The following is a 19,499-nucleotide window of genomic DNA, read 5'->3' on the forward strand; positions in this document are numbered from 1 at the left end:
CGCTGCGCGCCATGACTATCGCCCTGTCCCCCGCTACGCTCTGCTCCCCATGACACCATCCATCCGCCGCAAACTCGAAGCCATCGCCGAACGCCACGAAGAAATCGGACTCCTGCTTGGGCAGGCCGAGGTGCTGGCCGACAACACACGCTTCCGTGAACTCTCGCGCGAATACGCGCAACTGGAACCCGTCGCTGGCGCCATGCGCGAGCAGGTCGGCATTGAGCGTGAACTGGCCGATGCACGCGCCATGCTGGACGATCCCGAACTGCGCGAGATGGCCGCCGACGACATCGCCCGTCTGGAAACGCGCACCGCCGAACTGGATGGCGAGCTGCAGCTGCTGCTAATCCCTAAGGATCCGCGCGATGAGGCCAACCTGTTCCTGGAAGTGCGCGCCGGTTCCGGTGGCGACGAAGCAGCGATCTTCGCCGGCGACCTGTTCCGCATGTACACCCGCTACGCCGAGCGCCATCGCTGGCAGGTCGAGGTGCTGAGCGAAAACTCCGGCGAGCATGGCGGTTACAAAGAAATCGTCGCGCGCATCGAAGGCCGCGGTGCTTTCTCACGCCTGAAATTTGAATCGGGCGTGCATTGCGTGAAACGCGTGCCGGCTACCGAATCGCAAGGCCGAGTGCACACCTCCACCGCCACGGTGGCCGTGCTGCCTGAGCTGGACGAAATCGATGAGATCGAGCTTTCTCCGGCCGACCTGAAAATCGATACCTTCCGCGCCTCCGGCGCCGGCGGCCAGCACGTCAACAAGACCGACTCGGCCATCCGCATCACCCACCTGCCCAGCGGCATCGTGGTGGAGTGCCAGGATGAGCGCAGCCAGCACAAGAACCGAGCGCGCGCCATGAGCCTGCTCAAAGCGCGCCTGCTTGACGAGGCGCAATCCAAGCAGAGCGCCGAACAGGCACAGGAACGCCGCCTGCAGGTAGGTACCGGCGACCGCAGCCAGCGCATCCGCACCTATCGCTACAAGGACAACCTGGTCACCGACCATCGCATCGGCCTGGACCTCTATCGCCTGCCGGAGATCATGCAGGGTGACCTGGACGAGCTGATCGGGACGCTGACCCGCGAGCACCAGGCCGATGAGCTGAAATCGCTCGCTGGCGGCTAATCAAGAGAAACACGTGGGAAGAAGTGAGGAGTGAGTAGAAGCCACCGGTTCGCGTTACGCTTAAGCTGCGTTCTCAAGGGGCACTTTTTCTTACCTTCCGAAGCTCTCCGGCAAAGCCGGCTGGCAGGGCGACGTTTACTCACCACTCTCTCTTCTTGACCCATTTCCAGGCGCCATGACCGACGCACTGCCCAACGACATCGCATCGATCCTGCGCAAGCTCGATGAACTGCTGCAGCAAGGCGCCGACAACGAGGCAGCCAACATGGCAGCACTGGCGCGTCGGCAATTTCCGGTCTCGCCAGACCTGCTTCACCTGCACGGCATCGCCCTGATCCGCCTGGGCCGCCAGCGAGAAGCGCAAGTGGCCATGAACCGCGCCGCCGAACTGGCGCCGGGCAATATTGAAGTGCAGTGCAACCTGGCCAGCCTGGCGATGGCCGAAGGCAAGATGGGCGGGGCGATCGAACGCATGCAACGCGCCCTCAACCAGACGCCAGGACACCCCGCATTGCTGCAGGTGCTAGGTACGGCCTACATGTCGACAGGCCAGCATGCGCAAGCGCGTGATGCCTTTGCCTTGGCTGTGAAGAACATGCCGCAGCATCCGGCGATCCGGCTCAATCTTGCTTCGGCGGAAATGGAGCTGGGGCGTCTGCCCGAAGCCGAACAGCAAGTACGCCATGTGCTTCAGCAAGTCCCTACTTCGGACGTCGCACATGCCATGTTGGGCCACATGCTGCACTTGCAGAGCCGCCCGCGCGACGCCGCCGCATCCCTGCTGCAAGCTGGCAAATTGGCACCGAACAACATGCAGCATGTGTTCCAGGCGGCGCTGATGCTGGACGAAGCCGGTGACCTCCACGGCGCCAACGATGCATTCAACGATGCACTGACGCGCGCACCGGATGCGATCCCGGTGATCGGCCAAGCCTTGTTCACCCGTCGCCGCCTGTGCCGCTGGCAAGGTCTCGACGCACTGAGCGAACGGGTGATACATGCCGTGTCGGAAGGTCAGCCCGGCGTGCACCCCTTCGCTTTCCTCGCCGAAGAGGCCGACGCCGCCCTGCAATTGCGCTGCGCCAAGACCTTCGCCTCAATCATCGAACAACAGACGGCAGGGCTACGGCAGCATCTCAATCTGCGCCATACCGTGCCCTTGCCGGACAGCCCGATCCGCATCGGCATGCTTTCCGATGGCTTCCATGAAACGGCAGTCGGCCAACATATCGTTGCGCTGATCGAGGCACTGGCCGACAGCGAGCTGGACATCCATCTGTTCGCCACCACTCCCGATGACGGCGGTGCGACCCGACACCGCTTGTCTGCCGTAACCACACTGCATGACGTCTCGCCGCTCAACCGCAAGCAACTGGCAACGCTGATCCATGGCACGCAGATCGAAATCCTGTTCGACCTCAACGGTTATCGCGGGCGTGGCAACACCGAACTGATGGCGCTGCGAACAGCACCGATCCAACTGAGTTGGATGGGTTACATGGGCAGTTCTGGCGCGCCATGGATGGATTATCTGCTGACCGATGCGATCACCGTTCCAGACACCATGCGCGAACACGTCAGCGAGAAAGTGATCCGGCTGCCTCGCTGCCCGCAGCCGAGCGATCCGCAGCGCACCGTCGCTCCGACGCCTTCGCGCCAGGCATGCGGCCTGCCGGAAAAAGGCGTGGTGTTTGCCTGTTTCAACGAAACGTACGCGATCAATCCCGCTGTATTCGCGCGCTGCATGCTGATCCTGCAGCAAGTCCCCGGCAGCGTGCTGTGGCTGCTCAATGGCCCCGCCGATACGGATGATCGCTTGCGTCAGGCGGCCAGTGCGCTCGATGTTTCACCCGAACGCCTGATCTTCATGCCGCGCTTGCCCTACAGCGAATACCTTTCATGCTACGCGCATGTCGACCTGTATCTCGACACACTGCCCACCAACGCACGCGCCACCGCGTCCGATGCACTGTGGGCAGGCTGTCCGGTACTGACGCGCAGCGGAGACACCATCGCCGGACGCACCGTCACCAGCCTGCTGCATCATGCCAGATTGCCTGAGCTGATTACCTCCGACGGCGTGTCCTTTATCGGCATGGCGACGGCGCTGGGCAACGATCCCGATGCGCTGGCCACGCTGCGCCGCCATCTTGCCGAACAGCGCGACACCAGCCCGCTGTTCGACATGCAAGGTTTTGCCGCGGATTTCCGCCGCGCCATGCTTGCCATCAGTGCGAGATACCGCATCGGCAGGCCACCTGCCGATCTCAACCTGTAGCATGGAGTCTGGTTGTCCCACTCGGGAGGTAGATCCATGAGCAAGCAGGACAAGCAGTACAACAAGACCATGGAAGCGCTGCAGATCGAGCTGGCCGGACTGCACCGCTGGCTCCAGCGCAGCGGCAAACGGCTGATGGTGCTGTTCGAGGGTCGCGATGCAGCCGGCAAAGGCGGCACGATCAAGCGCATTACCGAGAGCATGGATACGCGCGGCTATCGCGTCGCCGCACTGGGCAAGCCCGACGAAGTCGAAACAACACAATGGTATTTTCAGCGCTACGTCACGCACCTTCCCGCAGCCGGCGAGTTCGTCCTGTTTGATCGCAGCTGGTACAACCGCGCTGTCGTGGAGCCCGCCATGGGCTTCTGCACCAAGGAACAATACGAGGCGTTTCTCGCTGCAGTGCCAGTGTTCGAGAAACTGCTTACGGATGACGGCATCATCCTGCTCAAGTACTGGCTGGCCGTGGATCAGAAAGAACAGGAAGAACGCTTCGCCGCTCGCGCTCACGATCCACTCAAGCGCTGGAAGCTCTCCCCGGTCGACCTGGCTTCACGCACGAAATACGCCGAACTTGGCCGGTTGCGCGATACGATGATCGCGCGCACGCACACATCCAACGCACCCTGGTTCGTGGTGGACTTCAACAATCAGAAGCGCGGGCGCATCAACCTGATCCGACATCTGCTGGAACAAGTACCGCGCCACGACAAGCCCATACCGGCCGTGAAATTACCCAAGCTCAAGGGCAAGCCCAAAAGCGAAAACGTGATTGAAAAAGCTTTGTGGGTACCGGACACCTTTGACCGCTGATTCGCGCTTCAGCCGACGGAAAATCCGTGCGCCACGGGCGCATCCCACGCGCTGCGTGCAACGTCATCGACGCGTGCAGCGGGCGGTCCTTGCCACAGCCACTGCTCCAGTTCGTGCAGTGCTTCGTCGCGGCCATCGGCTACGACCTCAACCCGGCCGTCAGCCAGATTGCGGGCGTAGCCGTTCAAACCAAGCCTGAGCGCTTCATCACGCGTGCTCGCGCGAAAAAATACGCCTTGCACCCTGCCACTGATCAAAAAACGCGCACTGCTCACGGCGTCAGTGTCCGATGGCGGCGCTCAGCGAGGCGGAAGTGATGGGACCGGTGAAATGCTTCGCGACCTTGCCGTCCGGGCCGATCAGCCAGGTGGTCGGCAGGCCCACCGGCTCATCGAAATCCTTCAGCGGCTTATCCATCGTGACCTGGGCCACGGGAAAGGTCACCGGATGTTTTTGCAGGAAAGCGCGGATATCCGCCGGATCCGTATCGTCGTAGGCAATGCCGATGGCCGTGACATTGGGGTGCGTCGCAACGAAATGGGAAATGTCCGGCAGTTCCTTGATGCACGGCGCACACCACGTCGCCCAGAAATTGACGATCACCCAGCGGCCACGCTGCGAGGCCAGATCGTACGGCTTGCCATCCAGCGTCGTGACCTTCAGCGAGGGCTGCGTCGGCATGGCGGCAAACGCGGGAGCGGCCAATGCACAAGCGGCCAGCAACAGCGACGATGCAAACAACTTCATGTTTCGGATTCCTGGGCGTGGGGAACGGGCTGCCTTGAAGGCGCGATGGCCTCGACAGGATAAACCTTGTCCAGCCGCATGCCCAAGGTTGCATCCAGTGAGTGCGCCAGTTTGCTCAGCAGCGACAACAACTCGGGCGGCAACTCGATACCTGAAGCTTGTGCCTGCTCAACCGGATTCAATGGCAGGCGGTATCGGTTGTGACGATAGACGTGCAGTAAATCCGTGCTGTCCAGGCTGCGGGTCAACAGCCAACCGCCGGTATCGCTGCGCTGGATCAGCTTGGCCTGCGACAGATCTTCGAAATAGGTGAGGATGGCACTGCTGCGCAAACAAGGTTCGGCCGCACGAATCGTGGCCGGATCGACGCTGCGCCCGGCTCGATGCGCATCGATGAAATGACGCAACACGACCAGCAAGCCAAGAAATTCTGCGCCTTGTGGCAGCGCATCGCTCGGCTTCTGGTATTCGAACGCCGACACGGATGCGGCCACCGAGGCGCACAGGATCACGATCACCCACGACAGGTAGATCCACAACAGCAGCAACGGAATGATGGCCAGCGCGCCGTAGATCTGCTGATAGTTCTGCGCATGGCGTACGTAATGGGTAAAGCCCCAACGCGCGATCTCGAACAGTACGGCGCCAAGCAAGGCGCCGAGGGCCGTGTGCCTCTTGTTGACCCTTCGATTCGGCACCGTGGTGTACAGCAGCCATAGCGTGAAAAACGTCACCACGAACGGCAACGCTTTCAGCAATTGCTGACCGATCCCCAGCGACTCGCTGGCACTGCGCAACATCGGTACCGCAGCAACGTAGGACGTGATCGCAATACCGCCGACCACCAGCACCGGCCCCAAGGTCAGCGCAGCCCAATACAACAACAGCCGCGGCCCCCACGGCCGATGGTTATGCACCTGCCAGATGCGATTAAGGCGGTCCTCGATGCTGTTCATCATCGACACGGCACTGAACAGCATCACCAGGATACTGATGCCGGTGAGCTTGCGGGCGTTGGAGGCGAAGTCGATCAGTGCGCTCTGCACCGTTTCGCCAGCGGCAGGAACGAAGTTGCTGAAGACGAAATTGATCAGCGTATCGCGTGCGTCCTCGAACATCGGGAAAGCCGCAAACATGGTCAGCACGACCACCGTCAACGGCACCAGCGAAACCAGAGTGGTATAGGACAGTGCGCCAGCTGTCTCGAAACACTTGTCGTCGAGGAAGCGCTGCCAAAGAAAATGGCCGAAGTTGACGGTGCGGTCGCGATCGAAACGCAGGTTCATAGTGCCAACATCCTGGGGATGCTCTGATTCATTCTAAGCAGGCGTCACCGTACCTGTCTGTTCGCAGACCACAGGGGCGTCGGCGAAGGCAGACTGGCCGTCTGTCGAGCCGACGGACCGAAGGTATGCGGACAGACAGGTGCGGCCTCAGCGAATTGATTTGAATGACGAGGTGATGTCCAGAAGGCTTGCAGGCTGCGCCGCGCGGCTTGAAAAGGCACCCGGCCTTCCCTGTGCCGCTCAACACACCCTGCAAGCCTTCTGGACATCATGCCGCCTACTTAGAATGAATCAGAGCATCCCTTGCACCCTTACACTACCCCAACGACACTGAACGACCAAAGCGCAAATGAGTGACATTCTGGTTCTTTACTACAGCCGCAACGGCCATACCGCCCAACTAGCCCGCCTGATCGCCCGCGGGGTGGAGGAAGTTCCAGGCATGCGCGCACGGCTTCGCCAGGTTCCACCTGTCGCGCCCGTCACCGAAATCGCGCAGCCGCCGGAGCCCGAGGACGGTGCCCCGTATGTGAGTAAACAAGACCTTCACGAATGCGCCGGCCTCGCCCTGGGCAGCCCCACCCGCTTCGGCAACATGGCTGCACCCCTGAAGCATTTCCTGGACAGCACGGGGGCCGAATGGGCCAGCGGCGCTCTGGTCGGTAAGCCCTCCGTCGTGTTCACTGCCACCAGCACCATGCACGGCGGCCAGGAATCGACCTTGTTGACCATGGCCCTGCCGCTGCTTCATCACGGCATGCTGCTATTGGGCATTCCCTATACCGAGCCCGCACTGACCAGCACACTCAGTGGTGGCACGCCGTATGGTGCCAGCCACGTTGCCGGTGCCAAGGGCGACAACGCAATCAGCGAACACGAACGCGAACTGGCCCGCGCACTGGGCCGCCGACTTGCCGATACCGCCCGCAAGCTGGCGGCAGGGGCATGAGCGCTCCGCTTTCCACCGCTTCACGCGTGGGGCTGGCAGCCTGGATCGCGCTGATTGCATTGCAATGCGCGTGGTACGCGTGGCTGTTTCCACCGCAGCGCATACCCGTAGTACTCGTGTTGGCCATCACCGTGATACCGCTGCTGCTGCCGTTGTTTGCGATCCGCCAAGTGCGTCGCGCACTGCTCTTGGTCGGCATGCTCAGCCTGTTCTATTTCTGCCACGGTATCGCCGAAAGCTGGAGCTCGGCGCAGGAACGCGGACTGGCCTTGCTCGAAGTGTTGCTAACGCTCGTATTGATCGGCGCGCTTGGCGCCGGTGTGAAACGCAAACCGAAACCAAGCGCAAGTTAGCCAAACACCACCATGCTCTGACGACTTAGCGCGGCAGGCTCCCCGTTCGGCCCCCACAGCATCACTTGCTGGCTGGTGTAACCAGCTTGCGCGGCTTGCAGCTCAGCGTCGATACGCCAGCCCTGCAACGAAAGCCCCCGGCTATCGGCAAACAATTCCAGCATCCATGTCAGCGAGCTGGCTGGAGCCGGCCGATCCAGCATGGACAACGCAACCGGCGGAATGAAATCAGCAAATGCGATCACCTGCACTTCATCCGCCACGCCATCATCCTTGAGCCCGACTTCGACCACTTGCGTGGTCTTCTTGCTGCCGCTGAAAGGAATATCGCCCTGCAGCCAGCGCGCATCAAAGTGCTGGGTGAATGCGGGTAACAAGCCTGGCTTGTAGTGGAGAACGTGTGGCGTAGCCATCGCTTGTACCGCTGGCTGTACGGGCAACACTCGCAGCATGGATTCACGTGCGGCACCGAACACGCCAATCACCACGCATGCGGTCGCATCGCCGTCCAACAAGCGCGCTTCGACCTGGGTGACGCTCTTGCCCTGACGCAGAATCTTCGCTGCCATGCGTACCGTGCCTGCCGGAATCGGCGCGACGAAGGTGACCTGCAAGCTACGCAGCGGCACATTCTCCGGCACCAAGTCCCGCATCACCTGAACAGCCAAAGCGGCCTGCAGGCCACCAAAGGCACTGCGTCCTTGCAGCCAGTCTTCGCTGATCGACGCAATCCATGCATCGCCGTCGCGGCGAACACTGTTCAGCACTTCAGAAAATCGCATGTTCTTGCCTCCTGCCAACAGGCCGCCATGCTAATGGAAACACACGTCGCGGCGCAGCAAAGACACCGGCAGCATCATGCCTATACTGATCTCGACCATTCGACGAGGTAGCTGTCATGGGGTTCCTGCAAGACGCTCCGCAACTGTCGCATCCTTATCGTGGCGATCGCTTGTTGATCGCATGGCTTGACCGCGCCTTCCCTTCCAAGCGCCGGGCAGCCCTCGATACCGATCTCGACGCACTGGGCGATTACGCGCAGATGGCTTTCGAACGCAGTAGCCGCAGCACACGCCGCAAACCGGTGCTGACGCAATGGGACGCGTGGGGTCGCCGCGTCGATCGTGTCGAATTGACTACCGCCTGGCAGGAGGGTCCGCAACTCACCACCCGCCACGCCATTCTTGCCTCGGGTCATGACAACCACGAATTCGCGCGCCTGGAAGAATTCGCACGCGCTTACGTCTATCACGTGGCCAGTGAGTTCTACACCTGCCCACTGGCGATGACGGACGGTGCAGCGACAGCATTGAAGGCTTCCGGCAACAAGGCGCTTATCGATCGCGCACTTCCGCATTTCCTGAGCCGCGATGCGTACAGTTTCTGGCTCTCCGGGCAATGGATGACGGAGAATACGGGAGGCTCCGATGTCGGTCAGACGGAAACCATCGCCAGACAGGATCCGGAAGGCCAATGGCGGCTTTACGGCCGCAAATGGTTCAGTTCCGCGGTGGTTGGCGAAGCCGCGCTGGCACTCGCGCGTCCGGAAGGCGCCGACCAGGGTACTGCCGCGTTGGCGCTGTTCTACGTGGAAACCATGGACGGCCCGGATCGCAAACCGCAGCTGATCATCGACCGGTTGAAAGACAAACTGGGTACACATGAACTGCCCACGGCTGAAATCCATCTTGATGGACTGCCCGCCTGGCCGCTGGGCGAACTCGCGCACGGCGTTCGGCAGGTTGCGCCCATGCTCAATGTCACGCGCACCTGGAATGCCATCGGCGCCGTGGCGAGCATGGCTCGCGCGATCAGCCTGGCGCGCGATTACGCAGTCCGGCGCCGTGCATTCGGCCGGCTATTGATCGAACAACCCTTGCATGCGCAGACACTCGCCGACATGCAGGCCGAGTTTGAAGGTGCCTTTGCGCTGGCGTTTGAAGTGGCGTACTTGCTAGGCCGTGTTGAGCAGAACGCCGCCACGCTGCAGGAGACTGCCTCGCTGCGCCTGCTGACGCCGCTGGCCAAACTATGGACTGGCAAGATGGCCGTCAGTCTGTGTTCGGAAGCGCTGGAATGCTTTGGTGGCGCAGGCTACATCGAGGACACCGGCTTGCCGCAATTGCTGCGGGACGCCCAGGTGTATGCGATCTGGGAAGGCACTACAAATGTACTGTCACTGGACAGCCTGCGCGCGCTCGCCGGCAACAACAGTCTTGCAGCGCTGCGCAAGGTGATTGCCGGCTGGCTGAGCGAAGCGCACAACGCGCAAGCCTCTTTTGCCGTGCATGCGGCGCTGGACGCCGCCGCCACGCACTTGGATGCGCAGAAAATCGAACGCCATGCGTTGGAAGCCGGCGCGCGCGGTATTGCTACCACGCTCGCGCGCTGCGCGGCGGCGGCGCTACTGGCGCGTCAGGCCGCCTGGTCTTCTTCGCGGGGCGACGAACGTCCGGCGGCGGCATTGCGCCGGTTCCTCGGCCATGGCTTGTTGCGCTTGTCCGATATCAGCAGCGAAGACACGCGCCTGCTGCTGGAATGATGCCGGCATGGCCTGGGTAAGCCGCCTACGCGCCAGCGCGCCAACCATGATCCTCACGCCGTCTCCGGTTACAATGCCTCTTCACCTACACGGCAGTCCGATCATGCAGCATCTGACCATCGTCACCACCGGTGGCACCATCGACAAGATCTATTTCGACGACAAGTCGGACTACAAGATCGGTGCGCCGCAGATCAGCGAGATCCTCAGCCAGCTCGGTGTGGCGTTCCAGTTCGATGTGATTCCGATCCTGCGCAAGGACAGCCTGCATATCAACGCCGAGGATCGGTCATTGATCCGCTCCACCATCGAAGCTCAGCCGCATCGCCACGTGCTGGTGACGCATGGCACCGATACGATGGTGGAAACGGCAAGGGAACTGGCCCACATCAAGGGCAAAGTGATCGTGCTGACGGGCGCGCTCAATCCCGCCCGCTTCCAGGGCTCCGATGCCGTGTTCAATATCGGCTGCGCGGTGGCCGCAGTGCAGACGCTACCAGACGGCGTCTACATCACCATGAATGGTCGTGTATGGGATCCTTCCAAGGTGCGCAAGAACCGGGATGCAAACCGGTTTGAGGAAGTGAACTGATCTGAGCCATCTTCCTTGTGGGAAAGGGTTAAGTCCGAAGCTGCTCCGGCGTGCGATTTACCTCGAAGCACGCTCGAATGGAACATCTGTACCAGACCACCCCTCTCCGCGATCCTCTCCCTAAACGGGAGAGGAAGAAAAGCGTCAAAGCATGCCGGTTTCGAGCTTGGCCGCTTCCGACATCATCGAGTGATTCCACGGCGGATCGAACACAAGATCCACGTCAGCCTCGTCCACGGTGGGAATCAGTTCGAGCTTGGTGCGGGCGTCGTCGATCAGTACGTCGCCCATGCCGCAGCCCGGCGCGGTAAGCGTCATTTTCACGTAGATCTTGCGCTGGTCGGGGCCGACCGTTTCCACGCTCATGTCATAGACCAGCCCCAGCTCGACCACGTTGATCGGGATTTCCGGATCGAACACGGTACGCAGCTGCTGCCAGGCGAGCTGCTCAACGTCGGCATCACTGGCGTCAGCGCCCAATTCGAGCGGCGGCGGTGGTTCCTTGCCAAGGGCGTCAGCGTCGTTACCGGCAATGCGGAACAGGTTGCCCTCGACGTACACGGTAAAACTACCGCCCAGCGCCTGGGTGATGTAACCGACCTGGCCGGCCGGCAGCGTGACGCTTTCGCCCTGCGGCACCATGACTGCGCCGCAGTCTCGCGCCAGAGTGAAGGGTTCACTGCTAAGACTGAAACCGCTCATGCCATCTCAACTGATCGTTATGGAAAGCCGTCCAACGGCTTGCCGGCCCTCTATTATGCCGGCCACCTGTAGGCCCTGTCCCCCTCACATCAGGTTGAAAGGACTCAATCTCAAGGGATTGCGGCGGGGGAGCTCAGAAAAACGGCGGTATGTCGCGGAGTCAGCCTTTACCGCAAAGTTCGTCAGCGCTTACGCCAATCAAACACTTAGCCATATGCCTGCGGAAAGCGCATCCGTGTGCTGCCGGGTCTATCACGGTAAAATGGTCGCTTTACCCCACAGGATCCTCGTGACCGTGAGCCGCCAATCATGACCGTGCGCCAGATCGTCGGCGAATGTTTCGCGCTGCTGTGCGCGGTAATGCTGGGCCTGGCCGCTGGCGCCATCTGGTTGCTGCCTACGGTATTCCTGCACCGGCCCTTGCCCTGGCTGGCCATCCCCGCCGGTTGGTTGCTTGCGGTAGCCGTCCGGCAATGGGTGCAAGGTAGCGGCTGGCGTGCTGCCCTATTGGCGGGACTGGCGACCGCGGTCGCCAGCGTCTACATCCGAATACTCATCACCGCAGTAAATATCTCGGCGATGATGGGTTATGGCCTGATCGACACCATGCGTACCGCAGGTCTATCCATGCTGTTGGACTTCGCACATATCAGCATGAGCCCGCTGGACATCGCTTGGTCCATTGCGGGCATTGTCACTGCCATCATCAGCGGATGGCGTGCGCCGCGCCGCCGGGCGCGGACTGTCCGTTAGCCGTCCAACGTCTTCAGTTGGGAAACCAGCTGACCGGCCGCAGCTTGGCCATCGCCATACAGCATGCGCGCGTTGTCGGCATAGAACAGCGCGTTTTCGATGCCCGCAAAACCGGTGCCTTTACCGCGCTTCACCACGATTACTTGCTTGGCATCGGACACGTCGAGAATCGGCATACCGTAGATCGGTGACGACGGATCGGTCTTGGCCATCGGATTGACCACGTCGTTGGCGCCGATCACCAAGGCCACGTCAGTGGCCGGAAATTCGGGATTGATGTCTTCCATGTCGGCGATCAGGTCATACGGCACGCCTGCTTCCGCCAGCAGCACATTCATATGACCGGGCATGCGGCCGGCGACGGGGTGGATGGCGAACTTCACCTTCACCCCGCGCGCAATCAGCAACTGCGCAAACTCCCACACCTTGTGCTGCGCCTGCGCGACGGCCATGCCGTAACCGGGAACGATCACCACACGTTCGGCGTAAGCCATCATTACCGCGGCATCGGCCGCTTCGATCGGCTTCTGGCTGCCAGCAATGTCCTGCGCCGCCGCACCCGTTGCCGCACCGAAGTTTCCGAACAACACATTGCCCAGCGAACGGTTCATCGCCTTGGCCATCAACTGCGTGAGCAAGGTACCGGCCGCGCCAACGACCATGCCGGCAATGATCATCGCCTCGTTGTGCAGCACATAGCCCTCGAACGCCACGGCCAGACCGGTAAAAGCGTTGTAGAGAGAAATCACCACCGGCATGTCCGCGCCGCCAATCGGCAAGGTCATCAGCACGCCAAACAACAAGGCAAGCACAAAAAACGCGCCGATCAGCGCGAAGGTCAGGTGACCGGTGGCCAGCATCACGCCGATCACCACCGCAGCCGCCAACACCAGCATGTTCACCACGCGCTGACCCGGAAACACGAAGCGCCGGTCCAGCCAGCCCTGCAGCTTGGCGAAAGCGATCAGCGAGCCGGAAAAGCTCACCGATCCGATCAGTGCACCGAGTACACCCAATGCCAGTGCCACCGGACTGAGCGGAGCCAGCACTGCCGTGGCGGCATGCAATGGCGACCAGCTTTCGGGCATCAGCGGGTAGGTGTTCGGCGCCACGACGCCATTCAGGGCAGCGACATCGCCCACGTGGCCGATCAGCTCACTGGCACCGATAGCCGCCGCAGCGCCACCGCCCATGCCGTTATAGAGCGCCACCATCTGCGGCATGGCGGTCATCGCCACCCGGCGACCCGACCACCAGGCGGCGGCTACGCCGATCAGCACGGCGGCAATGATCAGACCCCGGTGCTCCATGTCAGGCAGCAACAAAGTGGCGACCACCGCCAGCAACATGCCGAAACCGGCCCAGATGATCCCTCCGCGCGCCGTGCGCGGCGAACTCATGCGTTTAAGTCCGAGAATGAATAACAGGGCTGCGAGGAAATAGCAGGCGTCGATCAGAGTCTGCAGCCAGGCCATCATTTGGCTTCCCCGTTGCCCTTCCCGGGCTTGCTGGATTTGAACATCTCCAGCATCCGTTCAGTGACCACATAGCCGCCCGCAGCGTTGCCGGCTCCCAGCAAAACGCCGACGAAACCGATGCCCATCTCGAACGGAGTTCGAGCGTGACCTAGCGCAATCATGGCTCCAACAAGCACAATGCCGTGTATGAAATTGGAGCCGGACATTAACGGCGTGTGCAGGATTACCGGCACACGCGCGATAATCTCGTAACCCGTGAACGCGGCCAGCATAAAGATGTAAAGCGCCAGGAACCCGTCGAGCATGTGTTTCCCCCGCCAATCAGTGGTCTGCACCCCATCATACGGTGGGAGCGTGATGCTGATCCATGCCGCGCAGGCGGCCAGGGCTTGTTGCCCCGCTTGTCATCAGGGCCCCTGGTCAACCCTGGCGGGGCTCGCGCGTTGATGTCGAGAGTCGAACAGATGGAGCCCCGGGATGCTCGCCCTGACGATTCGGAGAACAACGCTGTGAACAGTGTCTCGGCGGTGTTCGAGACGGAACTTCTTGTGCAGGAGAGTCGGGCGGTACCCACCAGCCTGGATGCCTTCCTCGCGAGTATGGAGCGGCGCGCCTTCCGCATGGCCGAATTGCATCTCGGCAACCGGGAAGACGCCATGGATGCCGTGCAAGACGCCATGCTTCGTCTGGTCAAGCATTACCGCAACAAACCCGCTGAGGAATGGACGCCGCTGTTCTGGGGCATCCTGCGCCGCCGCATCGTCGATCTGCAGCGTCGCCGCAAGGTCCGCTCCATCGTGGTCGGATGGCTCGGCGGAGGTCGCGACGATGACGGCGACGAATTACCGGTGTGGGAACCGGCTGATACCGGCCCGGACCCGCTGGAAAAACTGCACGGCGAAAAGTCCTATGCGGACATGGCCGCAGCGGTGAAGCAGCTTCCGCAGCGTCAGCGCGAAGCATTCATCCTGCGGGTACTGGAAGGCCTGGACGTGGCTGAAACGGCCCAGACCATGGGCTGCTCGGAAGGCAGCGTGAAAACACATCTTTCGCGGGCTATGCAACACCTGCGTGAGGAATTGGAGGCGTGGCGATGAACTCGTCCGATAAACAATTCGAACAGCGCGCTCGCGCGCTATACCAGGAGGCCGCCCAGCGCATCGATCCTGTCACGGCCGGACGCCTGCGCGCCGCGCGCCGTACGGCTCTGGAGGCTACTGCTGCACATGCCTCCTCGCATCATCGCGCACGCGTACTGCTGCCGGTCGGCGCATTGGCTGCCATGGCGCTCGCTGCGTTGATGATCTGGCAGCCGTCGCCGCGTCAGACCGAAAGCAACACCCCTGCTGCCATGGTCACTGCCACCGAGCCGGACCTCGAGCAGTTACCCCCCGGTGCGGAAAAGGCCGATCCTGGTCTGTACCAGAATCTCGATTTCTATAGCTGGCTCGCTGCTAATGAAAGCGGCAACCAGTCCAAACGTTGATCCATGTTGCTACGACGACTTTGCCTGCCCTCGCTGTTCACCCTGATGCTCGGTCTGATGGCCGCGGCACCGGCGTATGCGCAAGGCGTTTCCCATCCGTGGAACACGCTTAGCCCCGCGCAACAGAACATGCTCCAGCCGCTGCAAGCGCAGTGGGACACCCTGCCGCCCCAACGGCAGGAACGCATGCTCGGTCGCACCCAGGATTGGTTGAAACTGCCGCCCGATCAGCAGCAGCAGATCCGTGATCGCATCGCGCGCTGGCAGCAGATGACGCCGGAACAGCGCGAACAGGCGCGTGAGAATCAGCATCTCTACGATACCTTGCCGCCCTCGAAGCAGCAGGAACTGCACGAAGCCTTCAAGCGCTTCCAACAACTGCCGCCCGATCAGCGCGAAGCGTTGCGCCGCCAGTGGCAGGAACAAAGCCCTCAACAGAAACAGCAGTGGCTGCAGCATCTGGGCCCGCATTCGACTCTGCCGGGCAAGCACGCCTTCGGCATGCCGGGCCGCTGATCGCGCGTCTTTCCTGGCAGAAGAGACGCAAGCGCCAGTTCAGGCCTTCAACAAAATTTCGCCTTGGCGAACCACGCAGCTCTTCGCCACTAGCTCGTCGTCGAAATCGGGCTTCAACGCACCGTCGCGTATCAGCAATTCAGCAAAATTGTAGATATTGCGCGCATACATTTCCGAAGCGTGCAACGGCGCGCCTGCGGCGAGATTGAGCGGTCCCAGTATCACTACGCCATCGTGCACGACCCGTTCGCCAGGACGAGTCAATTCGCAGTTGCCGCCGCTTTCTGCAGCGAGGTCGACGATCAAGGCGCCGGGCTTCATGCCATCCACCATCGCTGCGGTGAGGATTTTCGGCGCCGGACGGCCGGGCACCGCCGCCGTGCTGACCACTACGTCGAAAACCTTCAGGTGCTCAGCCAGTGCTTGCTGCTGGGCGGCACGTTCTTCCGCCGTGAGCTCGCGCGCGTAGCCTCCGCTGCCTGCAGCACTGACGCCCAGTTGCAGAAACTTGGCACCCAACGATTCGACCTGCTCGCGCGTTTCGGGGCGCACATCGTAGCCCTCGATCTGGGCGCCAAGACGACGTGCCGTGGCAATGGCCTGAAGGCCCGCGACGCCTGCGCCGATCACGAGCACACGTGACGGACGAATCGTGCCTGCTGCAGTGGTGAGCATGGGAAAGAATTTCGGCGCGTTCTCTGCAGCGATCAGCATCGCGCGATAACCCGCAACGGCCGCCTGCGAACTCAACACATCCATCGCCTGCGCACGTGTCGTGCGTGGCAACAGCTCCAGCGAAAAGGCGGTCAGTTTGTACTCGGCCAGTACCCGGATACGGGTTGCCGCATCGTGCGGTCGGAGTTGCCCGACGATGACGCAGCCTTCACGCAAACGGGCCAGCGCAGTGTCGTCCGGCGGCAATACACACGCGAGCAAATCGGCTTCACGGCTTATCTGGTCCGCATCCGCGAACTCCACATCCGCATAACTTGCATCGGGAAATCCGGCGGCCGCACCTGCGCTGTGTTCGAGCAGCACACGCACGCCCTTGCCGCGAAGCTTCTTTGCCACTTCCGGCGTGATTGCCACACGCCGCTCGCCAGCGACGGTTTCACGCAATGCGGACACGGTGATCGACATCGGCCATCCCCTGCAAAGTAGTCGCATCATCCTAGCCGATGCCTGTGGCCAGGCGAACCTTCCTTTGCCACCTATGCCTCGGGTTAGACTGGCCGGCCCGGCACCCGCTGGCAGCGGGACCCGTACGGAGACACCGATGTCCGAGCACACCGTCAGCAACACCCTGCTGGATCTTGCCCGCAGCGCACGCCAGTCCGCCTATGCGCCCTACTCGCGCTTTCAGGTTGGCGCGGCCCTGCAAACCCACGACGGCAAGCTGTTCCTGGGCTGCAATGTTGAGAATGCCGCCTACGGCCTGTGCAACTGTGCTGAACGCACAGCTTTGTTCAGCGCCATCGCCGCCGGCTACAAACCCGGCGATTTCAGAGCCATCGCTGTCATTGCCGACACGCCGGAACCCGTCACGCCCTGCGGCTCCTGCCGTCAGGTACTGGCCGAACTGTGCGATCCCGCAACGCCAGTACTGCTGGCCAACACCGCCGGCAATACGCGCCAGACCACAGTAGAAGCACTGCTGCCGGATGGTTTTCGGCTGCTTCCATCGCGCTGAATACAAGGTTGTAGGATAGGCGTTTCCCCCGATATCCCCTACTCATGTCCGACGCGCTCACGCTGCTGCAACAACGTCATTCCGCGCCCTCGCGCCAATTGGGCACACCCGCTCCCGATGCGGCCACTTTGCGAGCGCTGCTCGAAGCGTCCATCCGCGTTCCCGATCACGGCAAGCTGGAACCGTTCCGGCTGATCGAATTGCGCGGTGACGACAAGCTGAGATTTGGCGAACGCCTGACCGAACGCGCCATTCGCCGCGATCCGCACCTGCCGGAATCCAAGCGCGAAAAGGAACGCATGCGTTATACCTTTGCACCGCTGGTGATTGTGGTCGTCGCGCGATTGAATGCGGAAGCCGGCATTCCGGAAATCGAGCAGAAGCTTTGCGCCGGCAATGTCGCCTATAACATCCTGCTCGGCGCCTACGCGCTCGGCTTCGGCGCGCAATGGCTCACTGGCTGGGCGGCTTACGATCCGGAAGTGGCGCAACTGCTTGGCCTGGCCAGCAACGAATGTGTGATTGGCTTCGTGCACCTTGGTACGCCGCAGGCAGAGATCCCCGATCGCGATCGCCCAGTGCTGAATACCCTGCTGAGCCAATGGAAGGCACCGGCGTGACGCGCTCCAGCCTGCCCACGGCACATCTGATCGATGGCAGCCTGTACGTGTTTCGCGCCTGGCATTCGATGCCGGACGAGTTCCATGACGCAGACGGTCATCCGGTGAACGCCGTGCACGGCTATACACGCTTTCTGTGCGAATTGCTGGAACGCGAACAGCCATCGCATCTTGCGGTAGCGTTCGACGCATCGCTGACCACTTCGTTCCGCAACGCGATCTATCCCCAGTACAAGGCGAATCGCGAACTGCCTCCGCCGGATCTGGAGCGGCAATTCGTGCAATGCCGTGCCGTCACCGAAGCGCTGGGCATTCGCGTACTGATCGATCACAGCTTCGAAGCGGATGATCTGATCGGCAGCATGCTGTGGGGACTGCGCGCCAACGGTTTTCGCAGCGTGATCGTTTCGGCGGACAAGGATTTTGGCCAGTTGCTCAGCGAACACGACGAGCAATGGGACTTTGCGCGCAACATGCGCTGGGGACCCGCCGGCGTATTCGAACGTCTTGGCGTGCACCCGGAGCAGGTCGCAGATTACCTTGCACTATGCGGCGATGCGGTGGACAACATTCCAGGTGTACCCGGCATTGGCGCGAAAACCGCGGCGGCGTTGCTTGGTCATTTCGGCAGTCTCGACGCCTTGCTCGAGCGTGTGGAAGAAGTGCCGTTCCTACGTTTGCGCGGTGCAGCCAGTTGCGCAGCAAAACTGCGCGAGCATGGCGAATCGGCAAAACTGTATCGTCGACTTACCCGTATCGCACTGGATGCACCGGTCGAGGGCCATGCCGAGGCCTTGCTGCGCCATCCTGCGCCAGGCGCGCTCGAGCCATTGTGCGAGCAACTTCGTTTTGGACCGCTGACACGCAATCGCTTGCGTGCACTCAACGGCGGTTGACGCACAACTCCCTTTCAACTTCCCTCATCACCCGCCATGAACCAGACGAATCGCAAACCCCAGGACGCCAGCGCCGAACCCGAAATCCTTTATCAAGGACGGTGGCTAAGTTTGCGTCGCCGCGGTCGCTGGGAATACGCCGAGCGGAACAATCCGGGCGGTGCGGTCATCATTCTGGCGGTAACGCCCGAGGACAAAATCCTGTTTGTGGAGCAATACCGGGTTGCCGTACAGAAGTTCACCATCGAGATGCCGGCTGGACTGGTAGGTGATCTTGCCGGCAGCGAGAGCGAAAGCGTTTTGCTCGCCGCGCAACGCGAGCTGGAAGAAGAAACCGGTTATCGCTGCAGCCACGTCAGCTTCGTGCACGAAGGGCCGACATCGTCCGGCATGAGCAGCGAGATCATCGCGTTCGTACGTGCGCATGATCTGGTCAAGGTCAGCGACGGCGGCGGTGATGAAAGCGAGAACATCGTCGTTCACGAAATCCCGCGCAAGGAAGCCGCTGCATGGCTGCTTGCACGCAGCGCCGAGGGTTATTCGATCGATCCCAAGTTGTTTGCGGGACTGTGGTTTATCGAACACGCCGGATTGTTCGGCTAAAGCGTTTTTCGCTTATGTATGTGCATACCCTTTGTGTCGTCATTCCCGCTTTCGCGGGAATGA

General features: G+C 61.6%; 23 protein-coding genes. 15 read left to right on the forward strand and 8 right to left on the reverse strand.

The window, feature by feature from the left end:
* The first annotated feature begins 49 nt into the window (after window positions 1-49).
* The 3 genes from prfA to ppk2 all read left to right on the forward strand — a co-directional run bounded on the left by prfA (window position 50) and on the right by ppk2 (window position 4,223).
* Window positions 50-1,129 (forward strand): peptide chain release factor 1, encoded by a 1,080-nt coding sequence (gene prfA / locus ISN74_RS14595; RefSeq protein WP_188799913.1) that lies wholly within the window; start codon window positions 50-52, stop codon window positions 1,127-1,129.
* A 175-nt stretch (window positions 1,130-1,304) separates the two neighbouring features.
* Window positions 1,305-3,407 (forward strand): O-linked N-acetylglucosamine transferase, SPINDLY family protein, encoded by a 2,103-nt coding sequence (locus tag ISN74_RS14600; protein ID WP_188799914.1) that lies wholly within the window; start codon window positions 1,305-1,307, stop codon window positions 3,405-3,407.
* 36 nt (window positions 3,408-3,443) lie between these two features.
* A complete protein-coding gene (gene ppk2, locus ISN74_RS14605) occupies window positions 3,444-4,223 on the forward strand; it encodes a polyphosphate kinase 2 (protein ID WP_188799915.1) in 780 nt (259 codons plus the stop codon).
* Between the two features lie 8 nt (window positions 4,224-4,231).
* On the opposite strand, the gene ISN74_RS14610 is transcribed toward ppk2, so the two are convergent.
* The 3 genes from ISN74_RS14610 to ISN74_RS14620 are packed head-to-tail and all read right to left on the reverse strand — an operon-like array spanning window position 4,232 to window position 6,256.
* Window positions 4,232-4,498, reverse strand: coding sequence for an acylphosphatase (locus ISN74_RS14610; RefSeq protein ID WP_188799916.1), 267 nt, complete (start codon window positions 4,496-4,498; stop codon window positions 4,232-4,234).
* Window positions 4,499-4,502: 4 nt separating this feature from the next.
* Entirely contained in the window at window positions 4,503-4,970 is a 468-nt protein-coding gene (locus tag ISN74_RS14615; RefSeq protein ID WP_188799917.1) for a TlpA family protein disulfide reductase, read from the reverse strand.
* Window positions 4,967-6,256: a YihY family inner membrane protein gene (locus ISN74_RS14620; protein WP_188799918.1), complete on the reverse strand. Its 1,290-nt coding sequence runs from the start codon at window positions 6,254-6,256 to the stop codon at window positions 4,967-4,969. The genes ISN74_RS14615 and ISN74_RS14620 overlap by 4 nt, the downstream gene beginning before the upstream one ends.
* 349 nt (window positions 6,257-6,605) lie before the next feature.
* Between ISN74_RS14620 and wrbA the strand changes: the two genes are divergently transcribed.
* Together wrbA and ISN74_RS14630 are read left to right on the forward strand one after the other, a co-directional pair.
* Window positions 6,606-7,205 carry an NAD(P)H:quinone oxidoreductase gene (wrbA, locus tag ISN74_RS14625; protein ID WP_188799919.1) on the forward strand — a complete coding sequence of 200 codons (600 nt, stop codon included), beginning with the start codon at window positions 6,606-6,608 and terminating at the stop codon, window positions 7,203-7,205.
* A complete protein-coding gene (locus tag ISN74_RS14630) occupies window positions 7,202-7,558 on the forward strand; it encodes a DUF2069 domain-containing protein (RefSeq protein WP_188799920.1) in 357 nt (118 codons plus the stop codon). The genes wrbA and ISN74_RS14630 overlap by 4 nt, the downstream gene beginning before the upstream one ends.
* Here ISN74_RS14630 and ISN74_RS14635 read toward each other — a convergent pair.
* On the reverse strand, window positions 7,555-8,340 hold the full coding sequence (locus tag ISN74_RS14635) for an acyl-CoA thioesterase (protein ID WP_188799921.1): 786 nt from the start codon (window positions 8,338-8,340) through the stop codon (window positions 7,555-7,557). The genes ISN74_RS14630 and ISN74_RS14635 overlap by 4 nt on opposite strands.
* Before the next feature lie 116 nt (window positions 8,341-8,456).
* Here ISN74_RS14635 and ISN74_RS14640 point away from each other — a divergent pair, with 116 nt between their 5' ends.
* Together ISN74_RS14640 and ISN74_RS14645 are read left to right on the forward strand one after the other, a co-directional pair.
* The gene (locus tag ISN74_RS14640; RefSeq protein WP_188799922.1) at window positions 8,457-10,100 is read left to right on the forward strand and encodes an acyl-CoA dehydrogenase family protein; all 1,644 of its coding nucleotides are present in this window, start codon (window positions 8,457-8,459) and stop codon (window positions 10,098-10,100) included.
* A 103-nt stretch (window positions 10,101-10,203) separates the two neighbouring features.
* A complete protein-coding gene (locus ISN74_RS14645) occupies window positions 10,204-10,692 on the forward strand; it encodes an asparaginase domain-containing protein (RefSeq protein ID WP_188799923.1) in 489 nt (162 codons plus the stop codon).
* Between the two features lie 144 nt (window positions 10,693-10,836).
* Here the strand turns inward: ISN74_RS14645 and sufT are convergent, their stop codons facing one another.
* Window positions 10,837-11,394 carry a putative Fe-S cluster assembly protein SufT gene (sufT, locus tag ISN74_RS14650; RefSeq protein ID WP_188799924.1) on the reverse strand — a complete coding sequence of 186 codons (558 nt, stop codon included), beginning with the start codon at window positions 11,392-11,394 and terminating at the stop codon, window positions 10,837-10,839.
* A gap of 309 nt (window positions 11,395-11,703) precedes the next feature.
* Between sufT and ISN74_RS14655 the strand changes: the two genes are divergently transcribed.
* Window positions 11,704-12,147 (forward strand): hypothetical protein, encoded by a 444-nt coding sequence (locus ISN74_RS14655; RefSeq protein WP_229679298.1) that lies wholly within the window; start codon window positions 11,704-11,706, stop codon window positions 12,145-12,147.
* Here the strand turns inward: ISN74_RS14655 and ISN74_RS14660 are convergent.
* Window positions 12,144-13,622, reverse strand: a complete 1,479-nt coding sequence (locus ISN74_RS14660) for an NAD(P)(+) transhydrogenase (Re/Si-specific) subunit beta (protein ID WP_188800661.1) — start codon at window positions 13,620-13,622, stop codon at window positions 12,144-12,146. The two genes, ISN74_RS14655 and ISN74_RS14660, sit on opposite strands and share 4 nt — an antisense overlap.
* Window positions 13,622-13,930 carry an NAD(P) transhydrogenase subunit alpha part 2 gene (locus tag ISN74_RS14665; protein WP_188799925.1) on the reverse strand — a complete coding sequence of 103 codons (309 nt, stop codon included), beginning with the start codon at window positions 13,928-13,930 and terminating at the stop codon, window positions 13,622-13,624. The genes ISN74_RS14660 and ISN74_RS14665 overlap by 1 nt, the downstream gene beginning before the upstream one ends.
* Before the next feature lie 159 nt (window positions 13,931-14,089).
* On the opposite strand from ISN74_RS14665, the gene ISN74_RS14670 reads away from it, so the two are divergent.
* The 3 genes from ISN74_RS14670 to ISN74_RS14680 are packed head-to-tail and all read left to right on the forward strand — an operon-like array spanning window position 14,090 to window position 15,627.
* The gene (locus ISN74_RS14670) at window positions 14,090-14,722 is read left to right on the forward strand and encodes an RNA polymerase sigma factor (RefSeq protein WP_188800662.1); all 633 of its coding nucleotides are present in this window, start codon (window positions 14,090-14,092) and stop codon (window positions 14,720-14,722) included.
* Window positions 14,719-15,111 carry a hypothetical protein gene (locus ISN74_RS14675; RefSeq protein WP_188799926.1) on the forward strand — a complete coding sequence of 131 codons (393 nt, stop codon included), beginning with the start codon at window positions 14,719-14,721 and terminating at the stop codon, window positions 15,109-15,111. Before ISN74_RS14670 ends, ISN74_RS14675 begins: the two co-directional genes overlap by 4 nt.
* 3 nt (window positions 15,112-15,114) lie before the next feature.
* Entirely contained in the window at window positions 15,115-15,627 is a 513-nt protein-coding gene (locus ISN74_RS14680; protein ID WP_188799927.1) for a DUF3106 domain-containing protein, read from the forward strand.
* 39 nt (window positions 15,628-15,666) lie between these two features.
* On the opposite strand, the gene ISN74_RS14685 is transcribed toward ISN74_RS14680, so the two are convergent.
* Complete coding sequence (locus ISN74_RS14685) at window positions 15,667-16,767, reverse strand: NAD(P) transhydrogenase subunit alpha (protein WP_188799928.1); 1,101 nt, start codon at window positions 16,765-16,767, stop codon at window positions 15,667-15,669.
* Between the two features lie 136 nt (window positions 16,768-16,903).
* Here ISN74_RS14685 and cdd point away from each other — a divergent pair, with 136 nt between their 5' ends.
* Genes cdd through ISN74_RS14705 form a run of 4 tightly spaced genes read left to right on the forward strand, consistent with a single transcriptional unit; the run spans window position 16,904 to window position 19,436 of the window.
* Window positions 16,904-17,317: a cytidine deaminase gene (gene cdd / locus ISN74_RS14690; protein WP_188799929.1), complete on the forward strand. Its 414-nt coding sequence runs from the start codon at window positions 16,904-16,906 to the stop codon at window positions 17,315-17,317.
* 44 nt (window positions 17,318-17,361) lie between these two features.
* Window positions 17,362-17,937 (forward strand): nitroreductase family protein, encoded by a 576-nt coding sequence (locus tag ISN74_RS14695; protein WP_188799930.1) that lies wholly within the window; start codon window positions 17,362-17,364, stop codon window positions 17,935-17,937.
* Window positions 17,919-18,833 (forward strand): 5'-3' exonuclease, encoded by a 915-nt coding sequence (locus ISN74_RS14700; protein WP_188799931.1) that lies wholly within the window; start codon window positions 17,919-17,921, stop codon window positions 18,831-18,833. The genes ISN74_RS14695 and ISN74_RS14700 overlap by 19 nt, the downstream gene beginning before the upstream one ends.
* A 36-nt stretch (window positions 18,834-18,869) precedes the next feature.
* Window positions 18,870-19,436: an NUDIX hydrolase gene (locus ISN74_RS14705; protein WP_188799932.1), complete on the forward strand. Its 567-nt coding sequence runs from the start codon at window positions 18,870-18,872 to the stop codon at window positions 19,434-19,436.
* Window positions 19,437-19,499 lie beyond the last annotated feature (63 nt).

The sequence above is a fragment of the Dyella caseinilytica genome, from assembly GCF_016865235.1.
Lineage (GTDB): Bacteria > Pseudomonadota > Gammaproteobacteria > Xanthomonadales > Rhodanobacteraceae > Dyella_B > Dyella_B caseinilytica.

Coding starts and splice junctions, on each gene's coding strand:
- ISN74_RS14635 (WP_188799921.1), bottom strand. CDS start 8,340: ATGCGATTTTCTGAAGTGCTGAACAGTGTTCGCCGCGACGGCGATGCA.
- ISN74_RS14705 (WP_188799932.1), top strand. CDS start 18,870: ATGAACCAGACGAATCGCAAACCCCAGGACGCCAGCGCCGAACCCGAA.
- ISN74_RS14700 (WP_188799931.1), top strand. CDS start 17,919: ATGGAAGGCACCGGCGTGACGCGCTCCAGCCTGCCCACGGCACATCTG.
- ISN74_RS14660 (WP_188800661.1), bottom strand. CDS start 13,622: ATGGCCTGGCTGCAGACTCTGATCGACGCCTGCTATTTCCTCGCAGCC.
- wrbA (WP_188799919.1), top strand. CDS start 6,606: ATGAGTGACATTCTGGTTCTTTACTACAGCCGCAACGGCCATACCGCC.
- ISN74_RS14640 (WP_188799922.1), top strand. CDS start 8,457: ATGGGGTTCCTGCAAGACGCTCCGCAACTGTCGCATCCTTATCGTGGC.
- ISN74_RS14655 (WP_229679298.1), top strand. CDS start 11,704: ATGACCGTGCGCCAGATCGTCGGCGAATGTTTCGCGCTGCTGTGCGCG.
- prfA (WP_188799913.1), top strand. CDS start 50: ATGACACCATCCATCCGCCGCAAACTCGAAGCCATCGCCGAACGCCAC.
- ISN74_RS14600 (WP_188799914.1), top strand. CDS start 1,305: ATGACCGACGCACTGCCCAACGACATCGCATCGATCCTGCGCAAGCTC.
- sufT (WP_188799924.1), bottom strand. CDS start 11,394: ATGAGCGGTTTCAGTCTTAGCAGTGAACCCTTCACTCTGGCGCGAGAC.
- ISN74_RS14695 (WP_188799930.1), top strand. CDS start 17,362: ATGTCCGACGCGCTCACGCTGCTGCAACAACGTCATTCCGCGCCCTCG.
- ISN74_RS14645 (WP_188799923.1), top strand. CDS start 10,204: ATGCAGCATCTGACCATCGTCACCACCGGTGGCACCATCGACAAGATC.
- ppk2 (WP_188799915.1), top strand. CDS start 3,444: ATGAGCAAGCAGGACAAGCAGTACAACAAGACCATGGAAGCGCTGCAG.
- cdd (WP_188799929.1), top strand. CDS start 16,904: ATGTCCGAGCACACCGTCAGCAACACCCTGCTGGATCTTGCCCGCAGC.
- ISN74_RS14630 (WP_188799920.1), top strand. CDS start 7,202: ATGAGCGCTCCGCTTTCCACCGCTTCACGCGTGGGGCTGGCAGCCTGG.
- ISN74_RS14665 (WP_188799925.1), bottom strand. CDS start 13,930: ATGCTCGACGGGTTCCTGGCGCTTTACATCTTTATGCTGGCCGCGTTC.
- ISN74_RS14680 (WP_188799927.1), top strand. CDS start 15,115: ATGTTGCTACGACGACTTTGCCTGCCCTCGCTGTTCACCCTGATGCTC.
- ISN74_RS14675 (WP_188799926.1), top strand. CDS start 14,719: ATGAACTCGTCCGATAAACAATTCGAACAGCGCGCTCGCGCGCTATAC.
- ISN74_RS14615 (WP_188799917.1), bottom strand. CDS start 4,970: ATGAAGTTGTTTGCATCGTCGCTGTTGCTGGCCGCTTGTGCATTGGCC.
- ISN74_RS14620 (WP_188799918.1), bottom strand. CDS start 6,256: ATGAACCTGCGTTTCGATCGCGACCGCACCGTCAACTTCGGCCATTTT.
- ISN74_RS14670 (WP_188800662.1), top strand. CDS start 14,090: ATGGAGCCCCGGGATGCTCGCCCTGACGATTCGGAGAACAACGCTGTG.
- ISN74_RS14685 (WP_188799928.1), bottom strand. CDS start 16,767: ATGTCGATCACCGTGTCCGCATTGCGTGAAACCGTCGCTGGCGAGCGG.